This is a genomic window from Curtobacterium sp. AC273, from assembly GCF_979253735.1.
Genome location: NZ_CEEDDU010000001.1, coordinates 337,834 through 361,929, shown reverse-complemented (window position 1 = coordinate 361,929; position 24,096 = coordinate 337,834). Strand labels below are relative to the sequence as shown.

Genomic DNA, 24,096 nt, shown 5'->3' with positions numbered 1-24,096 from the left:
CGCATGGGGTGGTTCGGACGGAGGAAGCCCGACGAGGCGGCACCGAGCCTCGTCGTGCTCGCCCAGCGCGCCCTCGCCGAGCGCGGGATGGAGACCACGGTCGAGGGCCCGGCCGGTGACCTCGGCGAGGCCCGCCTGATCGCCACCGACGGCCGGGTGTTCCTGCTCGAGAACCTCGCGTCGCTCGTGCGCGGCGAGACCCCGGCGGTGCAGGCCGACATCGTCGCCGAGCACTTCGACCGGATGATCCAGGCGTACAGCGAGCCGCCGGTCGAGGACCTCGACCCTGACGAGCTCCGCGAGCGCATCCGGCTCCGGGTGCTCGCCGACGACGCCGCCGTGCCGTCCGACCCGACCGACCTGTCCTACGCGCGACCGTTCGCGCCCGGGCTCGTGCTCGGGCTGTGCGTCGACTACCCGACGATGGTCACGACGATCTCGACCCCGTCGCTCGAGCGGTTGTCGCTCGGCGTCGACGAGCTGTTCGCCATCGGCCAGCTCAACACCGACTCCGAGCCGGTCGACGAGCACACCGAACTCGCGCCCGGCGTCTTCGTCGTCGAGGGCGAGTCACTCTTCGTCGCGTCGAAGGCCGTCAACCTGCCCGCCGTGTTCGGCTCGGCGCCCTACGGCACGGTGTTCGCGATCCCGCACCGCCACCTGCTGCTCGCGGCCCTGCTCCGGGGCGCCGACGGCATCGCCGCGGTGCAGACCCTGGCCGGCATGCTCGTGCAGGTCCTCACGAACACCGAGCGCGGGTTGCCGGGTGGCCCGCTGTCCCCGCTCCTGTTCTTCTCACGGAACGGCCGGGTCAGCGCGGTGTCGGGTTTCGACGAGGAGACCGGCGCCATGCGCATCGAGGTCGACGAGCGGTTCCAGCAGGCGCTGGAAGAGGCCGCAGCGGCCTAGGCGTCGGGAGCAGCCCCGTCGCCGCCGTCCTCCGCCGTCGCGAGGGCGAGCTCGCAGAACATCGCGTCCGCCCACGAGAACCACGGACGCGAGTACTGCGTCGGGTCGTCCACGTCGAACGACTCGTGCATGTCGCCCGTGCCGGCATCCGTCGCCGCCAGCAGCTGCAGGAGCTCCCGGCGCCGCTCGCCCGACGCCGAGACGAGGCCCTCGACGGCGAGCGCGATCGGCCAGATCCGGTTCGGCAGGGTGTGCGGGCTGCCGATGCCGGACGCGGCGGTGCCGGAGAACCAGTACGGGTTCGCCGGTGACGTGACGAGCGACCGGGTCGCCGCCCACACCTCCGGGTCGAGGACGTCCGGCGCGTCGAGCGGCAGGGACAGCAACGATGGGGTGTTCGCGTCGTCCATGAGCAGCGCGCCGCCGAGGCCGTCGACCTCGTAGGCGTACACGGGCTGCCCAGCCGGCCCCGGCACGACGCCGTACCGGGCGACGCCGTCCAGGATCGCGGACCGGAGCACGTCGGCGTCGTCCGCCAGGCGGTCGTCCTGCCAGACGGCGCGTGCGATCTCGGCGACGGCGAGCAGCGCCTGTGCGGCGAACAGGTTCGCCGGCACGTTGTAGCCGAACGTGCAGGCGTCGTCGGAGGGCCGGAAGCCGCTCCACGTCATCCCCGTGACCGCCACCGGGGTACCGCGACCGTCGCGCGCGAGCGTCTCCGTCGCGATCGCCCCCGGCCGGACGAACCGGTACGACGACCGGTCGTGGTCCTGTTCGAGGGCCCACTGCTCGACGATCGTGCGGAACACCCGGTGCGCCCGCTCGTCGAGCACCGCCTCCGAACCGGTCGCCCGCCACAGCGCGTGCGCGAAGGTCACCGGGTAGGCCAGGCTGTCGACCTCGTACTTCTGCTCCCACACGAGCGGGTCGGCGTTGAGGTCGTGGTCGTCGTAGTGCGCGCCGTCCGGCTCGCGGTTGAACGAGTTCGCGTAGGGGTCGTGCTCGATGAGCCGGAACTGGCGTGCCACGACCGACCACAGCAGGTCGGCGAGCGCCGCTGATCCGCCCGCCGAACGGTCGACGAGCCGCAGGTAGGGCGTCATCTGCGTGGTGGAGTCGCGGAGCCACATCGCCGGGATGTCCCCGGTGATCACGAACGCCCCGTCGTCGTCCACCGTGATCGTGTCGGTGAGCGTCCGGACGAGCGCCCGCTCGACGCGGTCGCCGGTGTCCTGCCCGAGTGCGCTCCGGACCCGCTCGGCGGCCCGCCGCACGGTCTGGGTGATCTCGTGGTCGAGTGTCGTCGTCGTCACCGGATCCACGGTACGGCTCCGTCCTCGTCGGTGACGCGCACACGCTGCGCGTCGCCCGGCGGGTCGAGCTCGTCGGCGGTCCAGCAGTCCACCTCGAGCGGTGTGGCCAGGGGGCGGAGGTCGCTCCCCAGGTGCCGAGGGCCTCGGCGTCGAGCAGGAACGAGGACGCGACCGCCCCCGCCGGCGGCACGTCGACGGTCAGCAGGGCGAGGAGCACCCGCCGTCGTGGTCGCACCCCCGGTTCGCGTCGCCGCCCCCAGAGCGGGACCGACACCCGTCGGTGCACGGGGGACGCGTTGGTGACGGTGACCGGCACGCGGACCGTCCCACCGGCCTGGAGGCGCGACACCGTGATCGCGTCGGTTGCCTCCCCGAGTGCCACGTCCACTGCCCGCCCCGGCCCCGGCAGGCCGGTCACGGTGTTCGGGGCGGTGACGTCGACGTACCCGCGCGCGGTCTCGAGTCGTTCGTCGTGCGCGACGGGCACGACCCCGTCGGCTCCGGGCCAGGTCGCCGGCAGCCGTCCCTCGGCGGGCGCCCCGAAGAGCACGTCGACGACCGCGGCGCCGCCCGTGGGACCGGGGAACGGCACGACGAGGACGGCGTCGGCGAGCGCCCGGACCTCGGTGAGGACCCGGGGTCGGCCGTCGACCACGACCGCGACGACCGGCAGCCCCGAGGCGTGCGCGCGCCGGAGCACGGCGAGCTGCGCCTCCGGGACCGCGACGGACGCGAGGTCGACGCCCTCACCGTTGGTGGTGTCCGGCGCCGGGCCGCTCACCGCCCCGTTGTCCTCGAAGCCGTCGTCGTAGGCGCGGCGGCTCGACCCGCCGAGCACCACGACGGCGACGTCCGCCCCGGTGAGTGCCGAGGCGACCGCGGCGTCGGAGTCCGGCAGGGGGTGTCGGAGGCGACTGCCCGCGGTGTGCCGGACCCGGTCGGGGCCGAGCCGCGCCTCCAGGGCGGAGCGGACGGTGGACGTCCCCGGGTCGGGCGCTGGTCGCGGCGGCGAGTAGTCGCCGAGCAGGGCGTCGACGTCGTCGGCGTTGGGCCCGAGCAGGGCGACGGTCGAGTCCGGTGCCAGCGGCAGCGCACGGGTGTCGAGCGCGACCACCGCGCGTCGGGCGGCCCGGTCGGCGAGCACCGCGGTGGCACGCTCCCGCGCCGGGTCGTGCACGGGCGGGACGGGCGGGCCGCCGAGCAGCCCGACCCGTTCCTTCAGGGCGAGCACCCGGCCGACCGCGCGGTCGAGGTCGGTCAGGTCGACGAGCCCACGGTCGAGGGCCTCGTCGAGGTGGGTGTACGCCTCGTCCCACAGGCTCAGGTCGACCCCGGCCCGCAGCGCGACGGCGGCGGCGGTCGCGGGGTCGGGGGTGGTGTCGCGCAGGCGGTCGATCGCGGTGCCGTCGGCCATCACCAGGCCGTCCCAGCCCCACCCGTCGCGGACGGTGTCGGTGAGGAGCTCGCGGTTGCCGCAGCAGGGCACGCCGTCGACGTCGTTGTAGGCGGCCATGAACCCGGCGACGTGCTCCGCGGCGGCGGCGTGGGCCGGCGCCAGGTGCACCTCGGCGAGTTCCCGACGACCGATCGGCGCACCGGACCCGTTGCGGCCGCCGATGCCGGCGCCCTGTCCGGCGAGGTGCTTCGCGACGACAGCCACGTGCTGCTGGTCGATCGGTCCGGCACCGCCGCCCTGCATGCCCCGGACGGTCGCGCGCACCATGATCGCGGCGAGCCGGGCGTCCTCCGACCAGCACTCCTCGGCGCGACCCCACCGCCGGGTCGCGGAGCACGTCGAGCCCGGACACGAGCGCCACGTGGGTGCCGCGGGCCCGCACCTCGGCGGCGACGGCGGCGGCGAGTTCCTCGACGAGTTCGGCGTCCATCGCGGCGCCGAGCGCGAGGTTCACCGGCACGGTGGTGCCGCCGAGCGCCTGCAGGCCGTGCGGGACCTCCTCGACGAACAGGGTCGGGACGCCCCCGTCGCTGTGGGCGACCACGTGGTCCTGGACCGCGGCGTAGGCCTCGGCGGAGCGTTCCGGCGGGATCCCGTTGCGCCAGTGCACGCCCGACCACGGGTCGGCGCGGAGGACGCCGTACAGCGCGCCGATCCCGCCCCACCGGTCGACCTCGGCCCGCAGCACGTCGGTGATCCGCGGGCGCCCGTCGACCCAGCGGACGGCTTCCCACCCCTTCAGCCGCTGGTTGACCTGGCCGATCCGGGCTCGGACGTCGAGCATGCTCGGGGTGGTCGGGGTGGTCTGGGTGGTCCGGGTGCTCGCGGTCATCCCTTGATCGCCCCGGACACGAGCGCACGTTGCATCTGCCGCTGCAGGATCGTGTAGCCGAGGTACACCGGCAGCAGCGTGAACAGGGTGCCGGCCATGAGCATGCCGTAGTTCGTCCCCGCGTCGACCTTGAGCGTCGGCAGCGCGACCTGGATCGTGCGCTGCGCGGTGTCCGGCCCGATCAGCACGAGGGCGTACAGGTACTCGTTCCAGAACGACAGGAAGTTGAGCAGCAGCACCGTGGCGATGCCGGGGATGCAGATCGGCAGGTACACCTGCCGCATCACCTGCCACGGGGAGGCGCCGTCCATCGACGCCGCTTCCTCGAGTTCGCGCGGGATCGTGCGCATGAACTGGGTGAGGATGACGATCGCCAGGGGCATCGCCGTCGCGGGCAGGAGCAGGACGAGGAACGTCCGGGTGTGGAACAGCCCCATCCCCGCGGCGAGCAGGAACGTCGGGAAGAGCGCGGCGAACGACGGGATGAGGAACCCGAGGGAGAACAGCCCCTCGACCACCTTCCCGGCGCGGCCGGTGGCCCGTGCGAGGGCGAACGACGCCGGCAGGGCCAGCAGGAGGGTGAGGACGAGCGCCGCCACCGTCGTGATCGCCGAGTTCGCGATCGCCGTACCGAGGGACGCCTGTCGGATCGCGTCGGCGAAGTTGCCGAGGTCCCACGACGCAGGCAGCGACAACGGGGACTCGAAGATGCCGTCGTTGTCCTTGAAGGACGAGACGACGAAGTAGTAGAACGGCAGGATCAGCAGCGCCGCGTAGATCCACGCCACGGTGCCGCTCGTGATGGAGCCGATCCGGTCGCGGAGCTTGGTGCCGGGGGTCGCTTTCGCCATGGTGGCCTCCCTGGTCAGTGCGTCTTGCGCAGGACGCGGCGGATGATGAACATGCCCACGAGGCCGAACACGAAGAGGACGACCCCGACCGCCTGGCTGTAGCCGAGGTCGGTGTCCACGAAGGCCTTCTGGTACACGAGGTACGACAGCGTCGTGGTCGCCGTGCCCGGTCCGCCCTGGGTGAGCAGCAGGACGTTCTGCGCCGAGCTGAAGAGCATCGACAGGAACTGCAGCATCGCCACGACGCCGATGAAGTCACGGGCGATCGGCCAGTAGACGCCCCACGCCAGCCGCCACGACCCGGCACCGTCCATCCGCGCAGCCTGGACGACCTCGCCGTCGACCCCGTCGAGGCGCGACGCGATGAGTACGGCCGAGTAGCCGATGCCCGCCCACAGGTCGACGACGATGAGCGCGCCGAGGGCGGTGGACGGGTCGGCCAGCCAGGCCTTCCCACCGATGCCGACGGTCTCGAGCACCCCGTTCACCAGCCCGTCCGGGTTGAGCATCGCGTAGAACATCATCGCGGTCGCCGGCGCCGAGATGAGCGCGGGGATGAAGAGCAGGTACCGGAGCACGCGGTGTCCGCGGGGCTTCTGCACCACGTGGAAGGCGAGCAGGAACGCGAGCACGATCATGATCGGCAGACCGACGACGATCTGCACGGAGCTGTTCCGGACGGCCGCCCAGAACGTCTCGTCCGAGAACAGCACCCGGAAGTTGTCGAGCCCGGCGAAGGTCGGGCTGACGAGCATGCCCGGCCAGCTCAGGAAGGCGATCACGATCATCGCCACGACGGGCCCGATCATGAACAGGCCGTACCAGGCGAGCGCCGGGATCGCGAAGGTCGGGAAGCTGCCCCGGGCGGTGCCGACCGCGGTGCGCCGACGGGGTGGGCGGGGTGGTGCGCCGGCGGACCGGACGGGTGGTTCCTCGACGAGCACTGCCATGGGGAGCTCCTAGCGGGACGGGTGGGGCTGCTGGGGAGGGGGACGGCTCAGGCGGCCGTGTAGGCCCGTTCGAACAGGTCGATGATCCGTTCGGCCGAGGTGCCGGTGCCGTACGCGAGCGAGGTCGCGCGGATCATCGGTTCGTACGCCGAGTCGGGCACGAGCAGGTCGGGGAGCATCACCGGCGTGACCTGGTCGTCGGTGAGCTTCGACGCCTGGGCGACCAGCGGGAAGTCGCGACTGACGGTGTCCGTGACGCGGCTCATGTCGCGACCGGAGTCGAGGATGAACTCGCTCGTCACGGCGGCCGAGTAGAGGTACTGCACGAACGGCTTGATGAGGTCGAGCTTGTCGCGGCCGTTCTCGCTGATCCAGATGCCGTGCCCGTTGTAGCTCTTGATGACGCTCGGGTGGGCGATCGCCGCGTGCTGGGACGGCACCGGCCAGCCGCCGACGGTGACCTCCTTCGCCCGTTCCTTCGACACGAGCGCGAGGGCCGACGACATAGCGGGGACGATCGCCGCCTTGCGGGTGTTGAACTGCGTCAGCTCGGAATCCGAGGTGAAGCCCTGGACGGAGTCGACGAAGACGCCGGCGGCGCGGAGCTCGACGAAGTGCTCGACCCCTCGGACGGCCCCGGCGCTCTCGGAGATCTTGCCGGTGGAGAACACCGTCGTGGCCTCGTCCTGCGAGACGAACCCCTGGATGACCTGCATCAGGAGCTTCTGTCCGCTCCAGTCCGACCCGCCGACCGTCACGGGCCCGATCCCGGCGGCGCGCAGCCGGTCCGCCGCGGCGATGAGCTGGTCGGAGGTGGTGGGGATCTCGCTCACCCCGGCCTGCTCGAGCAGCGCGGTGTTGTACGACACCGGCCAGTTCGTCCGGGTGAAGGGGAACGCCCGGACCCGCCCCTCGGAGTCGGTCCACTCGTCGATCGCCTCGGGGATGATGAGGTCGCGCAGGCCCCACTCGTCGAGGTAGCGGTTCACGGGGAGCGTGGCGTGCTCCCCGGTCCACGAGAGCGTGCGACCGACCATGTTGACGATCGCGACGTCCGCTTCCTTGCCGGCGAGCGAGCTGGTCTCGAACACGATCGGCAGGTCCGATCCGTTCGAGAGCAGTGCGACGTCGCGGTCGGTCCGGCGGCGGTAGGCGGCGACGACGTCCGTGAACGTCTGCGCCCCGGCGACCGCGCCGCTGAGCTGGGTGTGCACGCTGAGGGTCCCCGGCCCGCTCGAGGCCGGGGTGAGCGCGCTGCACCCGGCGAGGATCGGCGCGAGGAGCCCGGCGCCGAGGCCGGCTCCGAGGAGGGTGCGCCTGCTGATGCCGTCCGTCACGGTGCCTCCCTGGCAGTGGTCGGTGGAGCGGTTCGCGATGCGTTTGGTACAGCGGTGTACTTCAGGTGACGAGCAACGTATACCGCTTTACACGAATGGGTCAACCCTCTAGTCTCGACGGCATGAGCGACACCACCGCCGGAGCCGTCGACCGTCGTCGCGTGACGATCGCGCAGGTCGCCAAGCGGGCCGGCGTCTCGACCTCCGCCGTCTCGCACGTGTTCAACGGGCGCCCCAACGTCTCCGCCGCCACGGCCGCTCGGATCCGGAAGGCCGCCGACGACCTGAACTGGCGGCCGAACCTGGCGAGCCGGAAGCTCTCGGGCAGCGCCGGCCGGAGCCTCGGGCTCGTGCTCGCCCGGTCGCGCGACACCTTCCAGCGCGACCCGTTCACGATGCGGCTCATCGCGGGGCTCACCGAGCCGCTCGCCGCGATCGGCTGGTCCCTGTCGATGACCCTGGTGCGCGCCGAGGACGAGGCCGAGGTCTACCGCCAGTGGTGGACCGAGCAGCGCGTCGACGGGTTCCTGCTCGTCGACGTCCGCACCGACGACCCGCGCGCCTCGCTGCTGCAGCACCTGTCCGCGCCCGCCGTCATGCTCGGCTCCCCCGTCCCCGGCAGCACGATCCCCGCCGTCACGGTGGGCGACGCCGATGCGACCGAGGCGCTGCTCGACCACCTCGGGTCGCTCGGGCACCGGCGGATCGCCCGCGTCGGCGACGGTCCGACCCTCGCGCACACCGGTTCCCGCGACGCCCGCTTCACGGCGGCGGCCGGCCGTCGGGGCGTCGACGCCCTCGTGCTCGACTGGCGGGCCCACGCCGAGGACCCGGTCGCCGACCTCCTCGGCCGCCTCGACGGGGCCACCGCCATCGTCCTCGACGGCGAGGCGATCGCGGCCGAGGTCATCGCCCACGCGCCCGAACTCGGGGTCCGCATCCCCGACGACCTCTCCGTCGTCGCGTGGGAGGACTCGTGGGTGTCGTCGATCGTCCGCCCCACGCTCACCGCGCTGGACGCCCCCGTCGAGGAGTCCGCACGCACCGCCGTGGCCCTGGTCGAGCGGCTGGTCCGCGGCGACGAGGTCACCGACGCCGAGGTGAGCGGCCGTGCGCTGCACGTGCGGGGCTCGAGCGGCCCCTCGCTCCGTCCGGCGCGCCCGCCACCACGCCCACCCAGGCCACCCGGGCCGCCCCGACCGAGGGAGACCGATGACCACCGCCACCCGCTTCGGCGTGAACTACGTGCCGTCCACGGACTGGATGTTCCAGTGGCAGTCCGTCGACGTCGACGTCGTCCGCCGTGACCTCGAGGCCGTCGCCGGGCTCGGGCTGGACCACGTCCGCCTGTTCCCGCTCTGGCCGACGCTGCAGCCGAACCGGACGCTGATCCGCCGCCGTGCCCTCGACGACGTCGCCGCAGTGGTGGACGTCGCCGCCGAGTTCGGGCTCGACGCCAGCGTGGACGTGGTCCAGGGACACATGTCGGGGTTCGACTTCGTGCCCGCGTGGCTCGTGAACTGGCACGACGGCAACATGTTCACCGACCAGCCGGCGATCGACGCGCAGGCGGCCCTCGTCGCCGCGGTCTACGACGCCGTCCGCGACCGCCCGAACTTCACCGGCCTGACCCTCGGCAACGAGGTCAACCAGTTCCAGCCGCCGAACCCCGCCGCGATGCCGGCCGACACCCCGCAGGTGACGCACTGGCTCCGGTCGCTGCTCCAGGCGCCACGCGACAAGGACCCGCGCCACGTGGTCACGCACAGCGAGAACGACCACCTCTGGTACCGCGACGGGCACCCGTTCGTGCCCGCGCACGCGAGTCGACTCGGTGACGTCACGACGGTGCACTCGTGGATCTTCAACGGCGTGGCAGACCGGTACGGGCCCCTGTCGGACGAGTCCGTCCGGCACGCCGAGTGGATGATCGAGCTCGCCCGCGCCTTCGCCACCGACCTCGAGCGTCCGGTCTGGCTGCAGGAGGTCGGCGCGCCGGACCGGCACCTCGCCGAAGCGGACATGCCCGAGTTCCTCGAACGCACGGTCGCGGCGGCGCTCACCAGCGAGCGGCTGCACGCCGTGACCTGGTGGTGCTCGCACGACGTCTCGCGGGAGCTCGGCGACTTCAAGGACCTCGAGTACTCACTCGGCCTGATCGACGTCGACAACCGCGTGAAGCCGCTGGGCCGTCGCTACGCCGAGGTCGTCGCCGACGCCCGACGGTCGGCCCCGGCACCGACCGCCCGCACCGCGGCGGTGGTCGTCGAGGTGGACGGTGACGACCTGCCGCTCCGACGGGGTGACCTCGCCCCGGGCGGCGTGGTCTTCGAGCGCTGGCACCGCCTCCGGGCCGCCGGCGAGGCCGTGACCGTGGTGACCAGCCGCACCGCGGCAGACCCGGCGGCGCTGGCCGAGCGCGGTGTGACGCGGCTGGTCGAGGCCGCGGCGGTCTGACGGGCGCACGCCGCGCCTCCCGTCCGACAGGTGGTCCGGCCACGGCCTGGAGGCGCGACCCACCTCAGTCCGTCAGCACCCGCTGGTACCGCAGCCAGTCCTCGCAGAGCCGCGTCCACCGGGACGTGTGCGGCTCGCGCACGGCGGTCCCGAGGCCGTGCCTGCCGTGCGGGAAGACGTGCACCTCGACCTCGACCTCGTTGCGGACGAGGGCGTCCGCGTAGGCGAGCGTGTTGGTCGCCCGGACGATCCGGTCGTCGGCGGTCGTCCACACGAACGTCGGGGGCGTCCGGGCGTCCACGCGGGTCTCCATCGAGAGCGCACGGCGCTCCCGCCAGCTCGGTGTGTCACCGAGCAGGCCGACCACGGGCCTCGGCCGGGTCGGCGTCTCCATGCTGATCACCGGGTAGGCCAGGACGCAGAACGCCGGCCGGTCGAGCTCCGGGTCGTCGATGCCGTTGGCGAGCGAGGCGGCCAGGTGTCCACCGGCGCTCGACCCGACGAGGCCGACGCGGTCGGTGTCCACCTCGACGCCGGACCCGGGCGCTCCGGCGCGGAGCCACGCGAACACCCGCCGCGTCGCGTCGATCGGTGCGGGGTGCAGCGGACCGGCGAGGTCGGGCGTCCGGAGCGGGTACCGGAACAGGAAGGCGTGCACGCCGATGCCGGCGAACCAGTCCGCCATCGGTTCCGAGCTCGCACGCCCGTGTTCCTCGTACCCGCCGCCGGGCAGGACGATGACCGCTGGCCGGGGACCCGGCCGCAGGGCCGGGTGGACGGTGACGTCGTCGGGCGTGCTCATGCCGGCGACCCTACTGACCTGCTGTCGCCGCTGCCGCGGGGCTGCCGGTCCGCTGGGGAACCGGCTCAGCGACCGGCCTGTTGGTGCGCGGCGACCTCGGACGGGCTGAGGAGCCGGTCGAACACCCGGACGCCGTCGACCGAGCCGGTGAAGTAGTTCGACGGCGGGAAGTCGGACCAGTCGTTCGAGATGCGGTCGTACCCGACACGCCAGTAGCCGGCGTAGGGCTTCGACGAGGTCACGTCCGCCCTGGACCCGACGAGCGCGCCGTCCAGCCACAGCTCGAGCCGTCCTGCGGTGTACTGGCCGACGACGTGGTGCCACTCGCCGTCCGCGACGCGAGAGGTCGACGTGACGGTCCGCGGCCAGGCGTCGTCGTGGACGCCGAACACGAGCTTGCCGGACGCCCCCACGTACACCGCGCGGTCGTAGGACCCGGAGGCGCCCGACGCCCCGCTCCCGAACCCGATGATGCGACCCTGTGCACGGTCGGTGCGGAACCACGCCTCGGCGGCGAAGACCGCGGGCCCGGTCGTGCGACGAGTGCTGACGACGGTCCCGAGTGCGCCGGAGGTGGCCGTCAGGTCCACGGACGGAGCATCGGCGCACGTCCCGGTCCGGCGCTGGACGCCGGCCGACATGGTGCCGGTCCCGCCGGAGCCGGTCGAGTCCGCGGCGACCGAGCCGCCCTTCTCGGAGAAGTCCCACGCGAACACCGGGTCCCCCTGCACCGTCGAGAAGCACGGGAACGCCGCAGACGACCGCATGGTCGCCGCGGTGACGGTGGACCCGGAGAAGGCCGCACTCGCGCCGGTGGCGGCGACGAGCGCCAGCGCCACGGCCACGGCCGAGACGCCCGCCGCCGATCCCCAGCGGTCGCTGTGGACGCCCGCCGTGTCCCCCAGTACTCCGCGCGGCGAACCGCACCGAGCGCAGGGTGCTCCGGCGAGGATGCGTCGGTCGGCGCGGGACAGCATCACGAAGAGGGCGACGGCGGCCGCACCGGCCGCGAGCGACCGCCATTCCCCGGAACGGATCCACGTGCCGGGGAGGCCGACCAGCGGGACCCGGACCACGCCGACCCCGAGGACCGCGTCCGGGGAGACGGGCGTGCGGTCGGCCGCCGGGTTGGCGTCGCCGCGGAGCCGCAGGGAACCGTCGCGCTCGACCCGCTCCAGGCGGTGCAGCCGGAGCCGGTCGGTGTGGTCGGGGTCGTCGACGAGGAGCACCCGCCCGGGCGTGTGCTCGCGGTCGTCGACCGGCACGGCCGCGACGACGTCCCCGGCTGCGATGGCGGGTGCCATGGAGCCGGAGACGACCGTCGTGACGTGCCACCCCAGTGCGGCGGGCACAGCGGCCCAGACCCCCAGGAGCACCAGCGTCCAGAGGAGGGTGCGCGCCGCGAGCGCGGTGGACACCGGCAGGGCGTCACCCGCGCAGCGGGCGGGACGCGGGTCGGACATCCGTCGCATGGCGGCTCCTCTGGCTCGAACGGTGGGTGGGCGGTGGTCGGGAGTGCGACGGATCAGTCGGACTGGGCTTCCCACACGAAGGTGGTGCCGGCGGCGGCGCCCTGCGCGGTGTTCGGCGTAGCCGGGTCGAGCTCGTACGAGAACCGGTAGGTCGCGGCATCGGTCCCGGTCGACGGCGTCCAGGAGTCCAGACCCGACGCGAACGAGGTGGCGGTCGCGAGGGACGCCAGGGTGCCGTCGTGGATGGTCGACGACGCGGTGAAGGTCGAGCAGTCCCCGGCCGTCCCCAGCGCACCGCGCTCGACGGTCATGCCGAGGTGCTGGGCGACGGCGTCCTCGTCGAGGTTGTCGGCGGTGAAGAGCTTCACCGTGGACGCCTTCGAGGTGTCCGCGGTGACGGTGATGCAGTTGGAGCCGGTGTCCCCGGGGACCAGCTCGGCGACGTCGAACAACGCCAGCCCCTGGTCGTCGTCCTGTAGGGCGACGGCGCTGGTCCGCCACGAGTTGCCGGCGTTGTCCGTGGACGCCGAGAACGCGGCGTACGACGCGGTGGCGATGACGGCTCCGCTCGCCACCACGGCGAGGGGCAGCGCGATCCAGGCGGCGAGACGGCTCTGACGGGTGGTGATGTGCATGGTGCTCCTTCAGCAGTGCGGTATGTGCAATCTGAAATACACTGTACCAACGTTCACGAGCAGGTGCAATGGAATCAGCCACGGCGACCGTGGACCCGTCCGTGACACCGGGCGTACCGTGGCCGCGTCGACCCCTCGTCGCGGAACCGACCGACGTCCCACCGGCGCTGCGCCCGGCTGCCGATCCACTCAGGAACCCGCTCCGGGCGAACGCGCCCGTTGCGGCAGATGTAACTTTGCAGCGAGCGCAAAGTTTTCGGGAGACCCTGCACATGACCCAGACCGCGACCGCACCCGCGGCACCGACGACCTCGTCGAACGCCGTGATGAACCACCGGCAGATCCTGCTGGTGATCTACGGCCTGATGGCCGGCATGTTCCTCGGCGCCCTCGACCAGACGATCGTCGGCACCGCGATCCGCACCATCGGCGACGACCTGCACGGGCTCGACCAGCAGGCGTGGGTGACGACGGGCTACCTGATCGCGTCGACGATCACGACGCCGATCTACGGCAAGCTCTCCGACATCTTCGGCCGTCGCCCGCTGTTCCTCACCGCGATCGGCATCTTCATCGTGGGGTCGTTCGCGGCGTCGTTCTCGACGTCGATGCTCATGCTCGCCGGCTTCCGCGCGCTGCGGGCCTCGGTGCCGGTGGCCTGATGTCCCTGCCGCTGGCGATCATGGGCGACATGCTCGCGCCCCGCGAGCGGGCGAAGTACCAGGGCTACTTCCTGGCCGTGTTCGGCATCTCGAGCGTGATCGGCCCGTTGGTCGGCGGGGTCTTCGCCGGGTCTGGCGAGCTCCTCTTCATCTCCGGCTGGCGCTGGGTCTTCCTGATCAACGTGCCGATCGGCATCATCGCGCTGTTCATGGTGCTGACGTTCCTGCACCTGCCGAAGTTCGGGAACCGCGGCAAGCCCCGCATCGACTGGTGGGGTGCGACCCTCGTCATCGTCACGCTCGTGCCGCTGCTCCTCATCGCCGAGCAGGGTCGCGAGTGGGGCTGGGACTCCGCGGCGGCCTTCGCCTGCTACGGCATCGGAGCGGCCGGCCTCGTCGCGTTCGTCCTCGTCGAGCGCGCCATGAAGGACGACGCGATCCTGCCGCTGAAGCTGTTCGGGTCGCGGGTCTTCTCGATGTCCGCAGTGCTGTCCGTCCTGGTCGGCTTCGGCATGTTCGGCGCGATGCTGACCATCCCGCTCTACCTGCAGATCGTGAAGGGCGTCACCCCGACCGAGTCCGGCTTCGCGATGCTGCCGATGGTGCTCGGCCTGATGATCTCGTCGATCGCGTCGGGCCAGATCATCTCGCGGACCGGCAACTACCAGGTCTTCCCGATCACCGGCACGGCCTTCACGGCCATCGGCTTCACGGTCCTGACGTTCCTCACCGCCGATCGGCCCCTCTGGTTCCTGATGCTCGGCATGTTCGGCATCGGCCTCGGGCTCGGGCAGCTGATGCAGACCCTGACCCTGGCGGCGCAGAACTCCGTCAGCCCGCGGGACATCGGCGTCGCGACCAGCGCGGCCACCTTCTTCCGCCAGATCGGCGGCACCATGGGCACCGCCGTGCTGCTCTCGGTGCTGTTCACCCTGATGCCGACGAACATCACCGCGGCGATGCAGAACGAGAGCGATCTCAAGCCCGCCCTCAACGCCGCCCTCACCCCCTCGGTCGCGAACGCCGCCGACAACAAGGGCGTGATGGACCAGATCTGGAACAAGATCGTGGACCCGGTGAAGCAGAACGTGCAGGACGGCCTCAACAAGGGTGCCGTGCAGGCGAAGGAGGCGGCCGACGCCGCCGTGACGAAGCAGGTCACCGCGACCGTGCAGCAGCAGGTCGCTGCGGGCCGGGTGCCGGCTGCGTCCGCCGACGCGGTCATCGCGCAGCAGGTCGCCGCGGCGAAGCCCGCCGCCGAGCAGCAGGCGCTCGAGACCGCCGCGACGAAGGCGGACGCCGAGGTCGTCGACGGCACGCTCCAGGTCGACTACTCGAACGCCGACCAGCGGTCGAACGTCGTCGACGAGGTCGCGCCGACCCTCGTCAAACAGCTCAAGAGCGGTGACTCGAGCGCGAACTCGTCGTCCAGCGCCGCGACGAGCGACACCTCGTTCCTCAACGGCGCAGACAAGCGTCTGACCCGCCCGTTCCTGGTCGGGTTCAGCGACTCCGCAGTCGTCGTCTACTGGGTCGGGCTCGCCGTGATCCTGCTCGCGTTCGTCCTCACCTGGTTCTTCCGGGTGCCGCCGCTCCGCAAGGTCTCGGCCCTGCAGGAGCAGGCGAACGCCGCGAAGGACGACGCCGACCGTCTGTCCGTCGACGCCCAACGCGCGGCAGCGGACACCGGGTCCCTCGTCTCGCCCGACACCGGGTCGATGGCGATCGTGCCGACGTCGCCGGACGTCCCGTCACAGCCCCGGTCCGCTGGTTCCGCGGTCGGGTCGGGACAGCCTGGAGGCACGACCGCCTCCGCCACGCCGGCACCGACCAATGCCACGCGCGCACCCCTGCCGAACGCGACCACGCACGGCGCGCACTCCGCCGCCGCCCCGGTCGACGAGCCGCCCACCACCACCGGTGCCATCCGGACCCGGGCTGCCCACGCCGCTCCGACGCTCGTCGACGCGACCCCGGAACCGACCGCAGCGGACGCGGCGGACCCGAGCCGCGCCTCCAGGCCGGACGAGCACGCGCACGGCCGGCACTCGGCCGAGTAGCCGACCACCCGACGGGCCCTTCGGACTCGGAACGACGTGCTCGATGTCGGACGACGTCGGCGCTGTCGCTCGTTGCGCACGCGGGTCCGCGCGCGTCGACCCGCCCGCGTCAGCTCGCGGAGGCGGCGGGCGGTCCCGTGATCTCGAACGACGCACCGGGCAGCCGACGACGCATCACGTCGACGGCCACCGGGTTGTCGTCCACGAGCACGAAGCGTCGGCCGAGCGCCCGCGCGACCGCACCCGTCGTGCCGCTGCCCGCGAAGAAGTCGAGGACCCAGTCCCCCTCGCGCGACGACGCCTGCACGATCCTCCGCAGCACCCCCTCGGGCTTCTGCGTCGGGTAGCCGGTCTTCTCCTTGCCGGTCGGCGACACGATCGTGTGCCACCAGACGTCGGTGGGGAGCTTGCCGCGCTCCCGCTTCTCCGCAGTGACGAGCCCTGGCGCCATGTACGGCTCGCGATCGACCGCCGACGAGTCGAACCAGTACCGCGACGGGTCCTTGACGTAGACCAGGATCGTGTCGTGCTTCGTCGGCCAGCGGGAGCGTGACTTCGCGCCGAAGTCGTACGCCCAGACGATCTCGTTGAGGAACGCGTCGCGGCCGAAGAGCGCGTCGAGCAGGACCTTGGCGTAGTGCGACTCGCGGTAGTCCAGGTGCAGGTAGAGGGTGCCGTCGTCGGCGAGGAGCCGCCACGCCTCGAGCAGCCGGGGCTCGAGGAACGACCAGTAGTCGTCGAACCGGTCGTCGAAGCGCATCAGGTCGCCGCGGACGCGCTCGTAGCTGCTCCCCCGGAAACCGGTCACGGTCTCGCGGCGTCGGTCGGCGCTGCCGGTCGTGTCGCGGACCGCTGCGCTCGCGTGCCGGCGCTGGTAGCGGCCCGTGTTGAACGGCGGATCGAGGTAGACGAGCGTGAAGGAACCGTCCGCCAGGGTCGGCAGGACGTCGAGGTTGTCCCCGAGGACCACCCGGTCCGGACCGCGATCGTCTCCGCTCTGCACCCGTTCATTCTGGTGTACCCGGGCGATCAGCCGATCGTGTCCGAGCGCGGGTATCTTCGCCGTCATGGCATCACCCGAGGTCCGCAACGACACGGACAAGCAGCAGTACTCCCTGGTCGAGGACGGCGAGGTCATCGGCTTCGCCGCGTACGAGCTCGACGACGACGAGATCCGGTTCGTGCACACGGAGGTCGACCCCGCGCACCGTGGTGGCGGTCACGCGTCGATCCTGGTCGAGCACGCGCTCGACGACGTCCGGTCCGGCTCGTTGCGTGTCGTGCCGCAGTGCAGCTACGTGAAGGCCTGGATCGAGAAGCACCCGGACTACCAGGAGCTCGACCCGCTGAGTGGCGCCGTGCCGCGGCTCAGTAGCTGCGGTCGTGCGTGCCGGCGCGGGCTTCGTGCCGGCCGGCGCTCCGCACCGCGGGGACCTTGATGAGCACGCTGCCGCTGAGCAGGTCGTGGTCGTCGTCCGCCGGCGTCGGGGCTTCCTCGGGGAGGCGCGACTGCCGTTCGTACTCCGCCTGCGTCTCGTGACGGGTCGGCGCGAAGACCTCGTCCATCATCGAGATCACGCCGCCGGAGCCGCCGCTGCGTGTGGCCTTGTTCGACAGGTCGATCCACCCCACGCGATCGGCGACCCACACCACGACGGCCGCGGCAGCCACCGCCCCCAGCAGGATCAACCAGTTCACGCTGACGAGGCTACGTGGGGTCCCGAGGGCCGACATCAGCCGCGCGGGGGATTCTCGTGATCCGCACACGTCGTCCTGCAGGACGATGTCCGGCCCGGGTGCGCGTGCCAGGATGACGACGTGCTCGACGACGCAGACCGTGACCTGATGCGGGCGTTCGCCCGCTACATCGAGAAGGCGAACGAACTCGCCGCCGCCGAGCAGCAGGCGGTGCTCACGCCCGTCGGTGAACGCATCCGCGAGCACCTCGGCGTCGACCCGCAGTCCGTCCCCGTGGTCACCGAGGAGTTCCCGGACCACCGGCTCGTCGACGCGGACATCGCGCTCGAGGAGCTCGCCGGCACCGCGGAGGACGCACTGGTCGGCATCGCCGGCGACGACAGCCGCTTCCACAGCTCGGTGAGCGAGCTCGTCGCCAACCCGCACACGCGCTGGGCCACGGGCCCGGTGAGCTACGCGCCGCGGGCGACCAGTGCCGACGACACCCGCCGCGTGGTGTCGTTCGGTCTCCGGTTCCTGACGTTCGACGGCACTCCGGTGGCCGTCGTGCAGCGCTCGGCGAAGCCCGAGTACGGGCGCGCACAGGCGACGCTCGAGATCCTCGCCGCCGACCCGGACGCCGGCAGCGCCTTCCTGCTGCGGCTCCGCGCGCTGATGATCGAGCGGAGCGTCCTGCGCGGGCAGGTGCTGTCGTTCGTGCAGTCCGAGTACGGGTCCGACGCCGGCGCGACGTTCCTCCGACGCCCCGAGGTCACCGCCGACGACGTCGTGCTCGGCGACGGCGTGCTCGACGAGGTGGTCGACCACGTCGTCGGGATCGGCGAACAGCGCGAGGCACTCCTCGCCGCCGGGCAGCACCTCAAGCGCGGCGTCCTGCTCTACGGGCCGCCCGGCACCGGGAAGACGCTCACCATCCGGCACCTGCTGGCGCGGACGCCCGGTGTGACCGCCATCCTGCTCACCGGGTCGAGCATCCGGGCGATCGGCTCCGCGGCCGAGATCGCGCGGACGTTCCAGCCGTCGATCGTCGTCCTCGAGGACATCGACCTCGTGGCGATGGAGCGCCACAGCTCCCGCAGCCGCTCCTGTTCGAGGTGCTCGACGCCCTCGACGGGCTCGACGGCGACGCCGACGTGGCGTTCGTGATGACGACGAACCGGGTCTCCGTGCTCGAACGCGCCCTCGCCGACCGTCCGGGTCGGGTGGACCTGGCCGTCGAGATCCCGTTGCCCGAACTGCCCGAGCGGGTCCGGCTGTTCCGTCGGTACGCCGCTGCGCTGCCGTTCTCCGACGAGGCCCTGTCCGAGGCGGCCGAGCGGGCTGAGGGCACCACCGGGTCGTTCGCGAAGGAGCTCATGCGTCGGAGCGTCCTCGGCGCTGCCCTGCGTGACGCCGAGCCGTCGGACCTCGATCTCCGTGCGGCGCTCGACTCCCTGCTCACCGAGCGGTCGGCGCTGACGCGGAAGCTGCTCGGCACCCGGTCGGGCGACGAGGACGACGCCGAGGACGACGAGGACCCCGACGACGAGGTCACCTACTCGGGGTCCTACGTGGCCGTCGCGCCGCTCGCGCACACCACGTTCGCCCCGGGTCCGATGCAGGGCCGGCTCGACCTGACCCTCCGGTCACCCGAGGAGGACGACGACGAGGACAGCCCCGGGACGCGTGATCAGGGAACGCGCTCGAGCCACTCCTGCGTCGCGAACTTCGTCCGTACGAGCTCCTGCGCCCGGGCCCGCTCGGCCTGGGTCACGTGCCCCTCGTGCGCGCCGTAGAGCTTCGCGAAGGTGCCCTTCAGCCGCTCGATGATCTCGGCACGGCTCAGCCCGGTCTGGGACCGCAGCGGGTCCACGCGCTTCGCCGCGCTCGTGGTGCCCTTGTCGCTCATCTTCTCGCGGCCGATCCGGAGCACCTGCACCATCTTCTCGCCGTCCATGTCGTAGCTCATGGTGGCGTGGTGGAGCAGTGACCCGGTGCCGAGACGCTTCTGGGCGGCGCCGCCGATCTTCCCCTTCGTCGAGGAGATGTCGTTGAGCGGCTGGTAGTACGCCTCGATGCCGAGGGACTTCAACGCTTCGATCACCCACTCGTCGAGGTACGCGTACGAGTCGGCGAAGGTCATGCCCTGCACGAGGTCGGTCGGCACGTAGAGCGAGTACGAGATGATCGCGCCGGCGTCCATGAACATCGCGCCGCCGCCGGAGATCCGGCGGACGACCTCGACGCCGTACTTGGCCGCGCCCTCGGGGTCGACTTCGTTCTTGAGCGACTGGAAGGACCCGATGACGACGGCCGGCTGGTCCCACTCCCAGATGCGCAGGGTCGGGCCGCGGCGGCCGGCCCCCACCTCTTCGGTGAGGACCTGGTCGAGGGCGAGGTGCTCGTTCGGGCTGATCGGCCCCTCGTGGACGATCTCCCAGTCGTACTCCTGCCACGTGCTGGCGCGGGACAACGCCCGGCGGACGGCGACGCCGACGGACTCGGGGGTGAAGCCGAGGAGCACGGCGTCCTCCGGCAGGGCGGCCCGGACGGCCGTGGCGATGCCGGCGGCGTCGGTGGTCGCCGGCAGGCCGTTCACCGCCTGGTCGATGAGCGGGAGCGCGTCGTCGGGCTCGAGGAAGAAGTCCCCCGCCAGACGGAACTCGTGGATGACGCCGTCGACGACCTCGAGGTCGACGACGACCAGCTTGCCCCCGGGGACCTTGTACTCACCGTGCATGACGCAACCCTATTCCGGGCGGGTGACGGTCCGGCGGTGGGCCCGGCAACCGCGGGCCTGGAGGCGCGTGGCGGCGCCGCCACGCGCCTCCAGGCCCGGTGGGTCGCACCTGCAGACCGCCGCCGGTCGCGTCGGCGTCAGCGGGCCGTCGCCCGGTCGAGCCACGCGACCAGGTCGGCGACGACCTCGTCGCGGTTGGTCTCGTTGTAGACCTCGTGCCGCGCACCCTCGTACACCTGCACCGTCACGTCCGAGAGCCGACCCCGCCGCCGGTACGCCTGCGCCAGCCGCTCCACGGAGCGCGGCCCGCCGAGCGTGTCGTCGGAGCCGACCTGCAGCAGCATCGGCAGGTCGTGCGGGATGCCCCGTCGCGGCACCCCGAGCAGTCGCAGCGTGTCCGCCAGGCCGAACAGGCCGATGACGTCCGCCTCGACCGCCAGCGGGTCGACCGACATCGCGTCGATGACCTTCCGGTCACGGGTGAGCCACTCGAACCTCGACGGACCGGACCCCGCGTGCCGGGCGTTGAGGTCGCCGCTGTTCATCCACCCGGGCAGCCGGTACGCGCTGGCGGAGAGCACCACGCCGTCGTACGACCCGGACGAGGTGTTCACGATCCGCTGGGCCATGAGCGAGCCCCACGAGTGCCCGAGGAGCACGAGGGGGACACCCGGGGTGTCCTCCTTCGCGACCGCGGTCATCTGCTCGACTGCAGCGATCGCGGCGCGGAGGCCACCGGGGCCGAGCCGACCGAGCTTGGCGTGGTCGCCCTCCCACTGCCCGAGGCCGGTCCGACCGTGCCCGCGGTGGTCGTTGACGTGGACGGTGTACCCGGCGCGGACGAGGTCCTGCGCGAGGGGCTCGTAGCGGAGCCCGTGCTCCCCCACACCGTGTGCGATCTGCACGATGCCCTTCGGCCGCGCCGCCCGCCAGGTGGAGTAGACGATCTCGACACCGTGGGCGTCGGTGAACGAGGCGTCGCCTCGCGCTGCGGAGAAGGTGGGCACCTGTTGATCCTCCCAGATCAGGGACCGGTCCAGCCTGTTCACCCGGCGTTCACGCAGCCGGTGCGGGGCGGGCCTACCGTCCCCGGCATGGACGTCCTCGTCACCGTCGTGCTGGTGATCGTGGTGGCCCTCGTGTTCGACTTCACGAACGGCTTCCACGACACCGCGAACGCCATGGCCACCTCGGTCGCCACGGGTGCCCTCAAGCCCCGCACCGCCGTGCTCATCTCCGCCGTCCTCAACGTGGTCGGCGCCTTCCTCTCCACCGAGGTCGCCAAGACCGTGTCCCAGGGGATCATCCGCGAGGGGCAGGACGGCGTCCACATCTCCCCGACGATGATCTTCGCGGGGCTCGTCGGCGCCGTGCTCTGGAACCTCGCCACGTGGTACTTCGGCCTGCCGTCGTCGTCGACCCACGCACTGTTCGGCGGCCTCATCGGGGCGTCGATCATCGGCGCCGGGCTGCACTCGGTCGACTGGACCACGGTGGTGTCGAAGGTCGTGCTGCCGGCGCTGCTCTCCCCCGTCATCGCCGGGGTGATCGCCCTCGTCGCGACCTACCTGGCGTACACGCTCACGAAGAACGCGACCACGCACGGTGCGGCGACGGGCTTCCGGCACGGCCAGACGATCTCCGCGTCCCTGGTGTCGCTCGCGCACGGCACGAACGACGCGCAGAAGACGATGGGCGTGATCACGCTGACCCTGATCGCCGCGAACTACCAGTCGGCGGGCACCGGCCCGGCGCTCTGGGTGATCCTGGCCTGCGGCCTGGCGATCGGCCTCGGCACCTACACGGGCGGCTGGCGGATCATGCAGACCGTCGGCAAGAAGATCTCCGACGTGCAGTCCCCGCAGGGCTTCGCGGCGGAGACGAGCTCGGCGGCGACGATCCTCGTGTCGTCCCACCTCGGGTTCGCGCTCTCGACGACGCACGTCACGAGCGGCTCCGTGATCGGCTCCGGCCTGGGCAAGAAGCTCGCCGACGTGCACTGGTCGGTCGTCGGCCGGATCGTCGTCGCGTGGGTGATCACGCTGCCGGCGGCCGCGGTGGTCGGGGCACTCGCCACGGCCCTCGCCGCGACGTCGACGTTCGGCCTGGTGATCGTCGCCGTGCTCGCGCTCGCGGCCGGCCTGGCGTTCTTCGTCCTCGCCCGGCGGAAGCCGATCAACGCCGACGACGTGCGCGAGGACGACGCGGACGGTTCCCGGGACTCCGGCGGTTCCCGCGACTCCCACGACGAGGACCCGGCCGTCGCGCCGGCGCAGGCCTGAGGGGCACACGCATGGACATCGACTTCACCAGCATCGCCACCGTGGCGGGCGTCGGGTTCGTCGCCGCGGTCGGCGTGGTGCTCGTCTACACGCTCGGCCTGCGGCTGCTCGGCACCGGACAGCCGACGGACGCGGGCGGTGACCACACGCAGTACGCGCAGGAGTCCGCTCGGTCGGGGCACACGCCGCCGATCGCGCTCGCCGGCGCGGTGGTGTGCTTCGCGGTGTGCGTCGCCGCGGTGCTCGTCGGGATCTGGCTCACGATCCCGCAGTTCCACTAGGGCGTTCCTTCCCATCACACTTGCGGTGGGAAGCGGGAACGGGCGTACCCGGTCAAGAGTTCTGACCAGGTACGCCCGTTTCCACCAGGTACGCCCGATTCGACCGGGTACGCGCGTCAGTGCGCGCTGTAGCCGCCGTCGACCAGGTGGTAGCTGCCGCTGATGAAGGACGCCTTGTCGCTCAGCAGGAACAGCACGAGCGCGGCGACCTCGGCATCGGTGCCGAGGCGCTTCGCGGCGTGCTCGGCCTCGAGCGCCGACAGGGCCTCGGGTGACAGCGAGGCCCGGACGAGCGGGGTGTCGATGAAGCCCGGGCCGACGGCGTTCGTGCGGACGCCCTGCGCCGTGTACTCGAGCGCGGCGACCTTGGTCAGCCCGACGAGTGCGTGCTTCGAGGCGACGTACGCCGCGTTCTCGGCGATGCCGACCGAGCCGAGCACGGACGACATGTTGACGATCGCGCCGCCGCCGGAGGCGAGCATCGCCGGGATCTCGTAGCGCAGGCCGTAGAACACGCCGTCGAGGTCGACCGCGCGCACGCGGTCCCAGGCGGCGACGTCGTACTCGCCGATCGGCTGCGGGGCAGCACCGATGCCGGCGTTGTTCACGGCGAGGTGGAGCGCACCGTACGTGTCGACTGCGAACTGCACCATGCGCTCGTTGTCACCCGCGACGGCGGAGTTGGCCTCGAACGCGCTGGCGGTGCCGCCGGCGGCCTCGATCTCGGACGCGACGCGCTGTGCGGCGTCGAGCTTGATGTCGGTGGCGACGACCTTCGCGCCCGCCGCGGCGAGCTCCTTCGCGATGGACTCACCGATGCCGCTGCCACCGCCGGTGACGATCGCGACCTTGCCCTCGAACTCGGACATGTTCTCCTTCTCTCTTGGCAACACCTGTTGTCTACCCGAAGCGTACACCCGCGAACCAGTTCGTTCGCTGAACTAATGAGGTAGGCTAACGACCTGTGACCGACGCCACCGACCTCCGCATCGCCGTGAACCGGCTGTCCCGGACACTCCGCGCGCAGAAGGCCGACACGACGGTCACCGACGCACAGTTCTCCGCCCTCGCCCGGCTGCACCGCGACGGCGCGATGTCGCTCGCCGACCTCAGCCGGCAGGACGGCGTGACGCCGCCGTCGATGACGAAGACGATCGCGGTGCTCGTCGAGCGCGGGCTCGTGTCGAAGGACGGCCACGGCGACGACCGGCGCAAGGTCCTGCTCTGCGCCACCCCCGCCGGGGCCTCCTTCGTCGAGGAGACCCGCCGCCGCCGTGACGGCTGGCTCACCCCGCGCCTCGCCGACCTCACCGAGGCCGAGCGCCAGACCCTGGCCGACGCCACCGAGATCATGAGGAGGCTGGCCCAGCAGTGACAGCC

Annotated in this window: 21 protein-coding genes and 3 pseudogenes; 10 read left to right on the top strand and 14 right to left on the bottom strand. The window is 72.0% G+C overall.

Annotated features, from left to right (window positions below; all coding sequences use genetic code 11):
- Nucleotides 1-54: 54 nt before the first annotated feature.
- Entirely contained in the window at nucleotides 55-909 is an 855-nt protein-coding gene (locus tag ACZ8AI_RS02210) for a hypothetical protein (RefSeq protein ID WP_464856164.1), read from the top strand.
- Here the strand turns inward: ACZ8AI_RS02210 and ACZ8AI_RS02205 are convergent.
- From ACZ8AI_RS02205 to ACZ8AI_RS02180, 6 genes and pseudogenes are all read right to left on the bottom strand, one after another.
- A complete protein-coding gene (locus ACZ8AI_RS02205) occupies nucleotides 906-2,222 on the bottom strand; it encodes a glycoside hydrolase family 125 protein (protein ID WP_464856162.1) in 1,317 nt (438 codons plus the stop codon). The two genes, ACZ8AI_RS02210 and ACZ8AI_RS02205, sit on opposite strands and share 4 nt — an antisense overlap.
- 526 nt (nucleotides 2,223-2,748) lie before the next feature.
- Nucleotides 2,749-3,945, bottom strand: a pseudogene (locus ACZ8AI_RS02200) (glycoside hydrolase family 3 protein); the annotation flags it as partial.
- 73 nt (nucleotides 3,946-4,018) lie between these two features.
- Nucleotides 4,019-4,462: pseudogene (locus tag ACZ8AI_RS02195) on the bottom strand (glycoside hydrolase family 3 N-terminal domain-containing protein); the annotation flags it as partial.
- A 44-nt stretch (nucleotides 4,463-4,506) separates the two neighbouring features.
- Nucleotides 4,507-5,361, bottom strand: a complete 855-nt coding sequence (locus ACZ8AI_RS02190) for a carbohydrate ABC transporter permease (protein ID WP_464856160.1) — start codon at nucleotides 5,359-5,361, stop codon at nucleotides 4,507-4,509.
- Nucleotides 5,362-5,375: 14 nt separating this feature from the next.
- Nucleotides 5,376-6,311, bottom strand: coding sequence for a carbohydrate ABC transporter permease (locus ACZ8AI_RS02185; protein ID WP_083403084.1), 936 nt, complete (start codon nucleotides 6,309-6,311; stop codon nucleotides 5,376-5,378).
- A 47-nt stretch (nucleotides 6,312-6,358) separates the two neighbouring features.
- A complete protein-coding gene (locus ACZ8AI_RS02180; protein WP_464856157.1) occupies nucleotides 6,359-7,648 on the bottom strand; it encodes an ABC transporter substrate-binding protein in 1,290 nt (429 codons plus the stop codon).
- Between the two features lie 122 nt (nucleotides 7,649-7,770).
- Here ACZ8AI_RS02180 and ACZ8AI_RS02175 point away from each other — a divergent pair, with 122 nt between their 5' ends.
- Entirely contained in the window at nucleotides 7,771-8,955 is a 1,185-nt protein-coding gene (locus ACZ8AI_RS02175) for a LacI family DNA-binding transcriptional regulator (protein WP_464856155.1), read from the top strand.
- Nucleotides 8,861-10,105, top strand: a complete 1,245-nt coding sequence (locus ACZ8AI_RS02170) for a glycoside hydrolase 5 family protein (protein WP_464856153.1) — start codon at nucleotides 8,861-8,863, stop codon at nucleotides 10,103-10,105. The genes ACZ8AI_RS02175 and ACZ8AI_RS02170 overlap by 95 nt, the downstream gene beginning before the upstream one ends.
- 64 nt (nucleotides 10,106-10,169) lie before the next feature.
- Here the strand turns inward: ACZ8AI_RS02170 and ACZ8AI_RS02165 are convergent, their stop codons facing one another.
- From ACZ8AI_RS02165 to ACZ8AI_RS02155, 3 genes are all read right to left on the bottom strand, one after another.
- Nucleotides 10,170-10,907: an alpha/beta hydrolase gene (locus tag ACZ8AI_RS02165; RefSeq protein ID WP_464856151.1), complete on the bottom strand. Its 738-nt coding sequence runs from the start codon at nucleotides 10,905-10,907 to the stop codon at nucleotides 10,170-10,172.
- Between the two features lie 65 nt (nucleotides 10,908-10,972).
- Nucleotides 10,973-12,370 (bottom strand): LamG-like jellyroll fold domain-containing protein, encoded by a 1,398-nt coding sequence (locus ACZ8AI_RS02160; protein ID WP_464856149.1) that lies wholly within the window; start codon nucleotides 12,368-12,370, stop codon nucleotides 10,973-10,975.
- A gap of 62 nt (nucleotides 12,371-12,432) precedes the next feature.
- On the bottom strand, nucleotides 12,433-13,014 hold the full coding sequence (locus ACZ8AI_RS02155; RefSeq protein ID WP_464856147.1) for a hypothetical protein: 582 nt from the start codon (nucleotides 13,012-13,014) through the stop codon (nucleotides 12,433-12,435).
- Between the two features lie 272 nt (nucleotides 13,015-13,286).
- On the opposite strand from ACZ8AI_RS02155, the pseudogene ACZ8AI_RS02150 reads away from it, so the two are divergent.
- Nucleotides 13,287-15,736, top strand: a pseudogene (locus ACZ8AI_RS02150) (MDR family MFS transporter).
- A 109-nt stretch (nucleotides 15,737-15,845) separates the two neighbouring features.
- Here the strand turns inward: ACZ8AI_RS02150 and ACZ8AI_RS02145 are convergent.
- Nucleotides 15,846-16,805 (bottom strand): DNA-methyltransferase, encoded by a 960-nt coding sequence (locus tag ACZ8AI_RS02145; protein ID WP_464856145.1) that lies wholly within the window; start codon nucleotides 16,803-16,805, stop codon nucleotides 15,846-15,848.
- Between ACZ8AI_RS02145 and ACZ8AI_RS02140 the strand changes: the two genes are divergently transcribed.
- Complete coding sequence (locus ACZ8AI_RS02140; protein WP_464856143.1) at nucleotides 16,804-17,175, top strand: GNAT family N-acetyltransferase; 372 nt, start codon at nucleotides 16,804-16,806, stop codon at nucleotides 17,173-17,175. The genes ACZ8AI_RS02145 and ACZ8AI_RS02140 overlap by 2 nt on opposite strands.
- On the opposite strand, the gene ACZ8AI_RS02135 is transcribed toward ACZ8AI_RS02140, so the two are convergent.
- Entirely contained in the window at nucleotides 17,105-17,434 is a 330-nt protein-coding gene (locus ACZ8AI_RS02135; RefSeq protein ID WP_464856141.1) for a hypothetical protein, read from the bottom strand. The genes ACZ8AI_RS02140 and ACZ8AI_RS02135 overlap by 71 nt on opposite strands.
- A 120-nt stretch (nucleotides 17,435-17,554) precedes the next feature.
- On the opposite strand from ACZ8AI_RS02135, the gene ACZ8AI_RS02130 reads away from it, so the two are divergent.
- Together ACZ8AI_RS02130 and ACZ8AI_RS02125 are read left to right on the top strand one after the other, a co-directional pair.
- Nucleotides 17,555-18,580, top strand: a complete 1,026-nt coding sequence (locus ACZ8AI_RS02130; RefSeq protein ID WP_464856139.1) for an AAA family ATPase — start codon at nucleotides 17,555-17,557, stop codon at nucleotides 18,578-18,580.
- Nucleotides 18,529-19,209, top strand: coding sequence for an ATP-binding protein (locus tag ACZ8AI_RS02125; RefSeq protein ID WP_464856137.1), 681 nt, complete (start codon nucleotides 18,529-18,531; stop codon nucleotides 19,207-19,209). The genes ACZ8AI_RS02130 and ACZ8AI_RS02125 overlap by 52 nt, the downstream gene beginning before the upstream one ends.
- On the opposite strand, the gene ACZ8AI_RS02120 is transcribed toward ACZ8AI_RS02125, so the two are convergent.
- Nucleotides 19,104-20,153: a lipoate--protein ligase family protein gene (locus tag ACZ8AI_RS02120; protein ID WP_464856135.1), complete on the bottom strand. Its 1,050-nt coding sequence runs from the start codon at nucleotides 20,151-20,153 to the stop codon at nucleotides 19,104-19,106. The two genes, ACZ8AI_RS02125 and ACZ8AI_RS02120, sit on opposite strands and share 106 nt — an antisense overlap.
- Before the next feature lie 137 nt (nucleotides 20,154-20,290).
- Entirely contained in the window at nucleotides 20,291-21,160 is an 870-nt protein-coding gene (locus tag ACZ8AI_RS02115) for an alpha/beta hydrolase (RefSeq protein WP_464856133.1), read from the bottom strand.
- 87 nt (nucleotides 21,161-21,247) lie between these two features.
- Between ACZ8AI_RS02115 and ACZ8AI_RS02110 the strand changes: the two genes are divergently transcribed.
- Both ACZ8AI_RS02110 and ACZ8AI_RS02105 read left to right on the top strand, forming a co-directional pair.
- Nucleotides 21,248-22,435: an anion permease gene (locus tag ACZ8AI_RS02110; RefSeq protein WP_464856131.1), complete on the top strand. Its 1,188-nt coding sequence runs from the start codon at nucleotides 21,248-21,250 to the stop codon at nucleotides 22,433-22,435.
- 11 nt (nucleotides 22,436-22,446) lie between these two features.
- On the top strand, nucleotides 22,447-22,716 hold the full coding sequence (locus tag ACZ8AI_RS02105; protein ID WP_071294119.1) for a hypothetical protein: 270 nt from the start codon (nucleotides 22,447-22,449) through the stop codon (nucleotides 22,714-22,716).
- A 116-nt stretch (nucleotides 22,717-22,832) separates the two neighbouring features.
- Here the strand turns inward: ACZ8AI_RS02105 and ACZ8AI_RS02100 are convergent, their stop codons facing one another.
- Nucleotides 22,833-23,585: an SDR family NAD(P)-dependent oxidoreductase gene (locus tag ACZ8AI_RS02100; protein WP_464856129.1), complete on the bottom strand. Its 753-nt coding sequence runs from the start codon at nucleotides 23,583-23,585 to the stop codon at nucleotides 22,833-22,835.
- Nucleotides 23,586-23,680: 95 nt separating this feature from the next.
- Here ACZ8AI_RS02100 and ACZ8AI_RS02095 point away from each other — a divergent pair, with 95 nt between their 5' ends.
- Nucleotides 23,681-24,091: a MarR family winged helix-turn-helix transcriptional regulator gene (locus ACZ8AI_RS02095; protein WP_464856127.1), complete on the top strand. Its 411-nt coding sequence runs from the start codon at nucleotides 23,681-23,683 to the stop codon at nucleotides 24,089-24,091.
- Nucleotides 24,092-24,096: the final 5 nt, after the last annotated feature.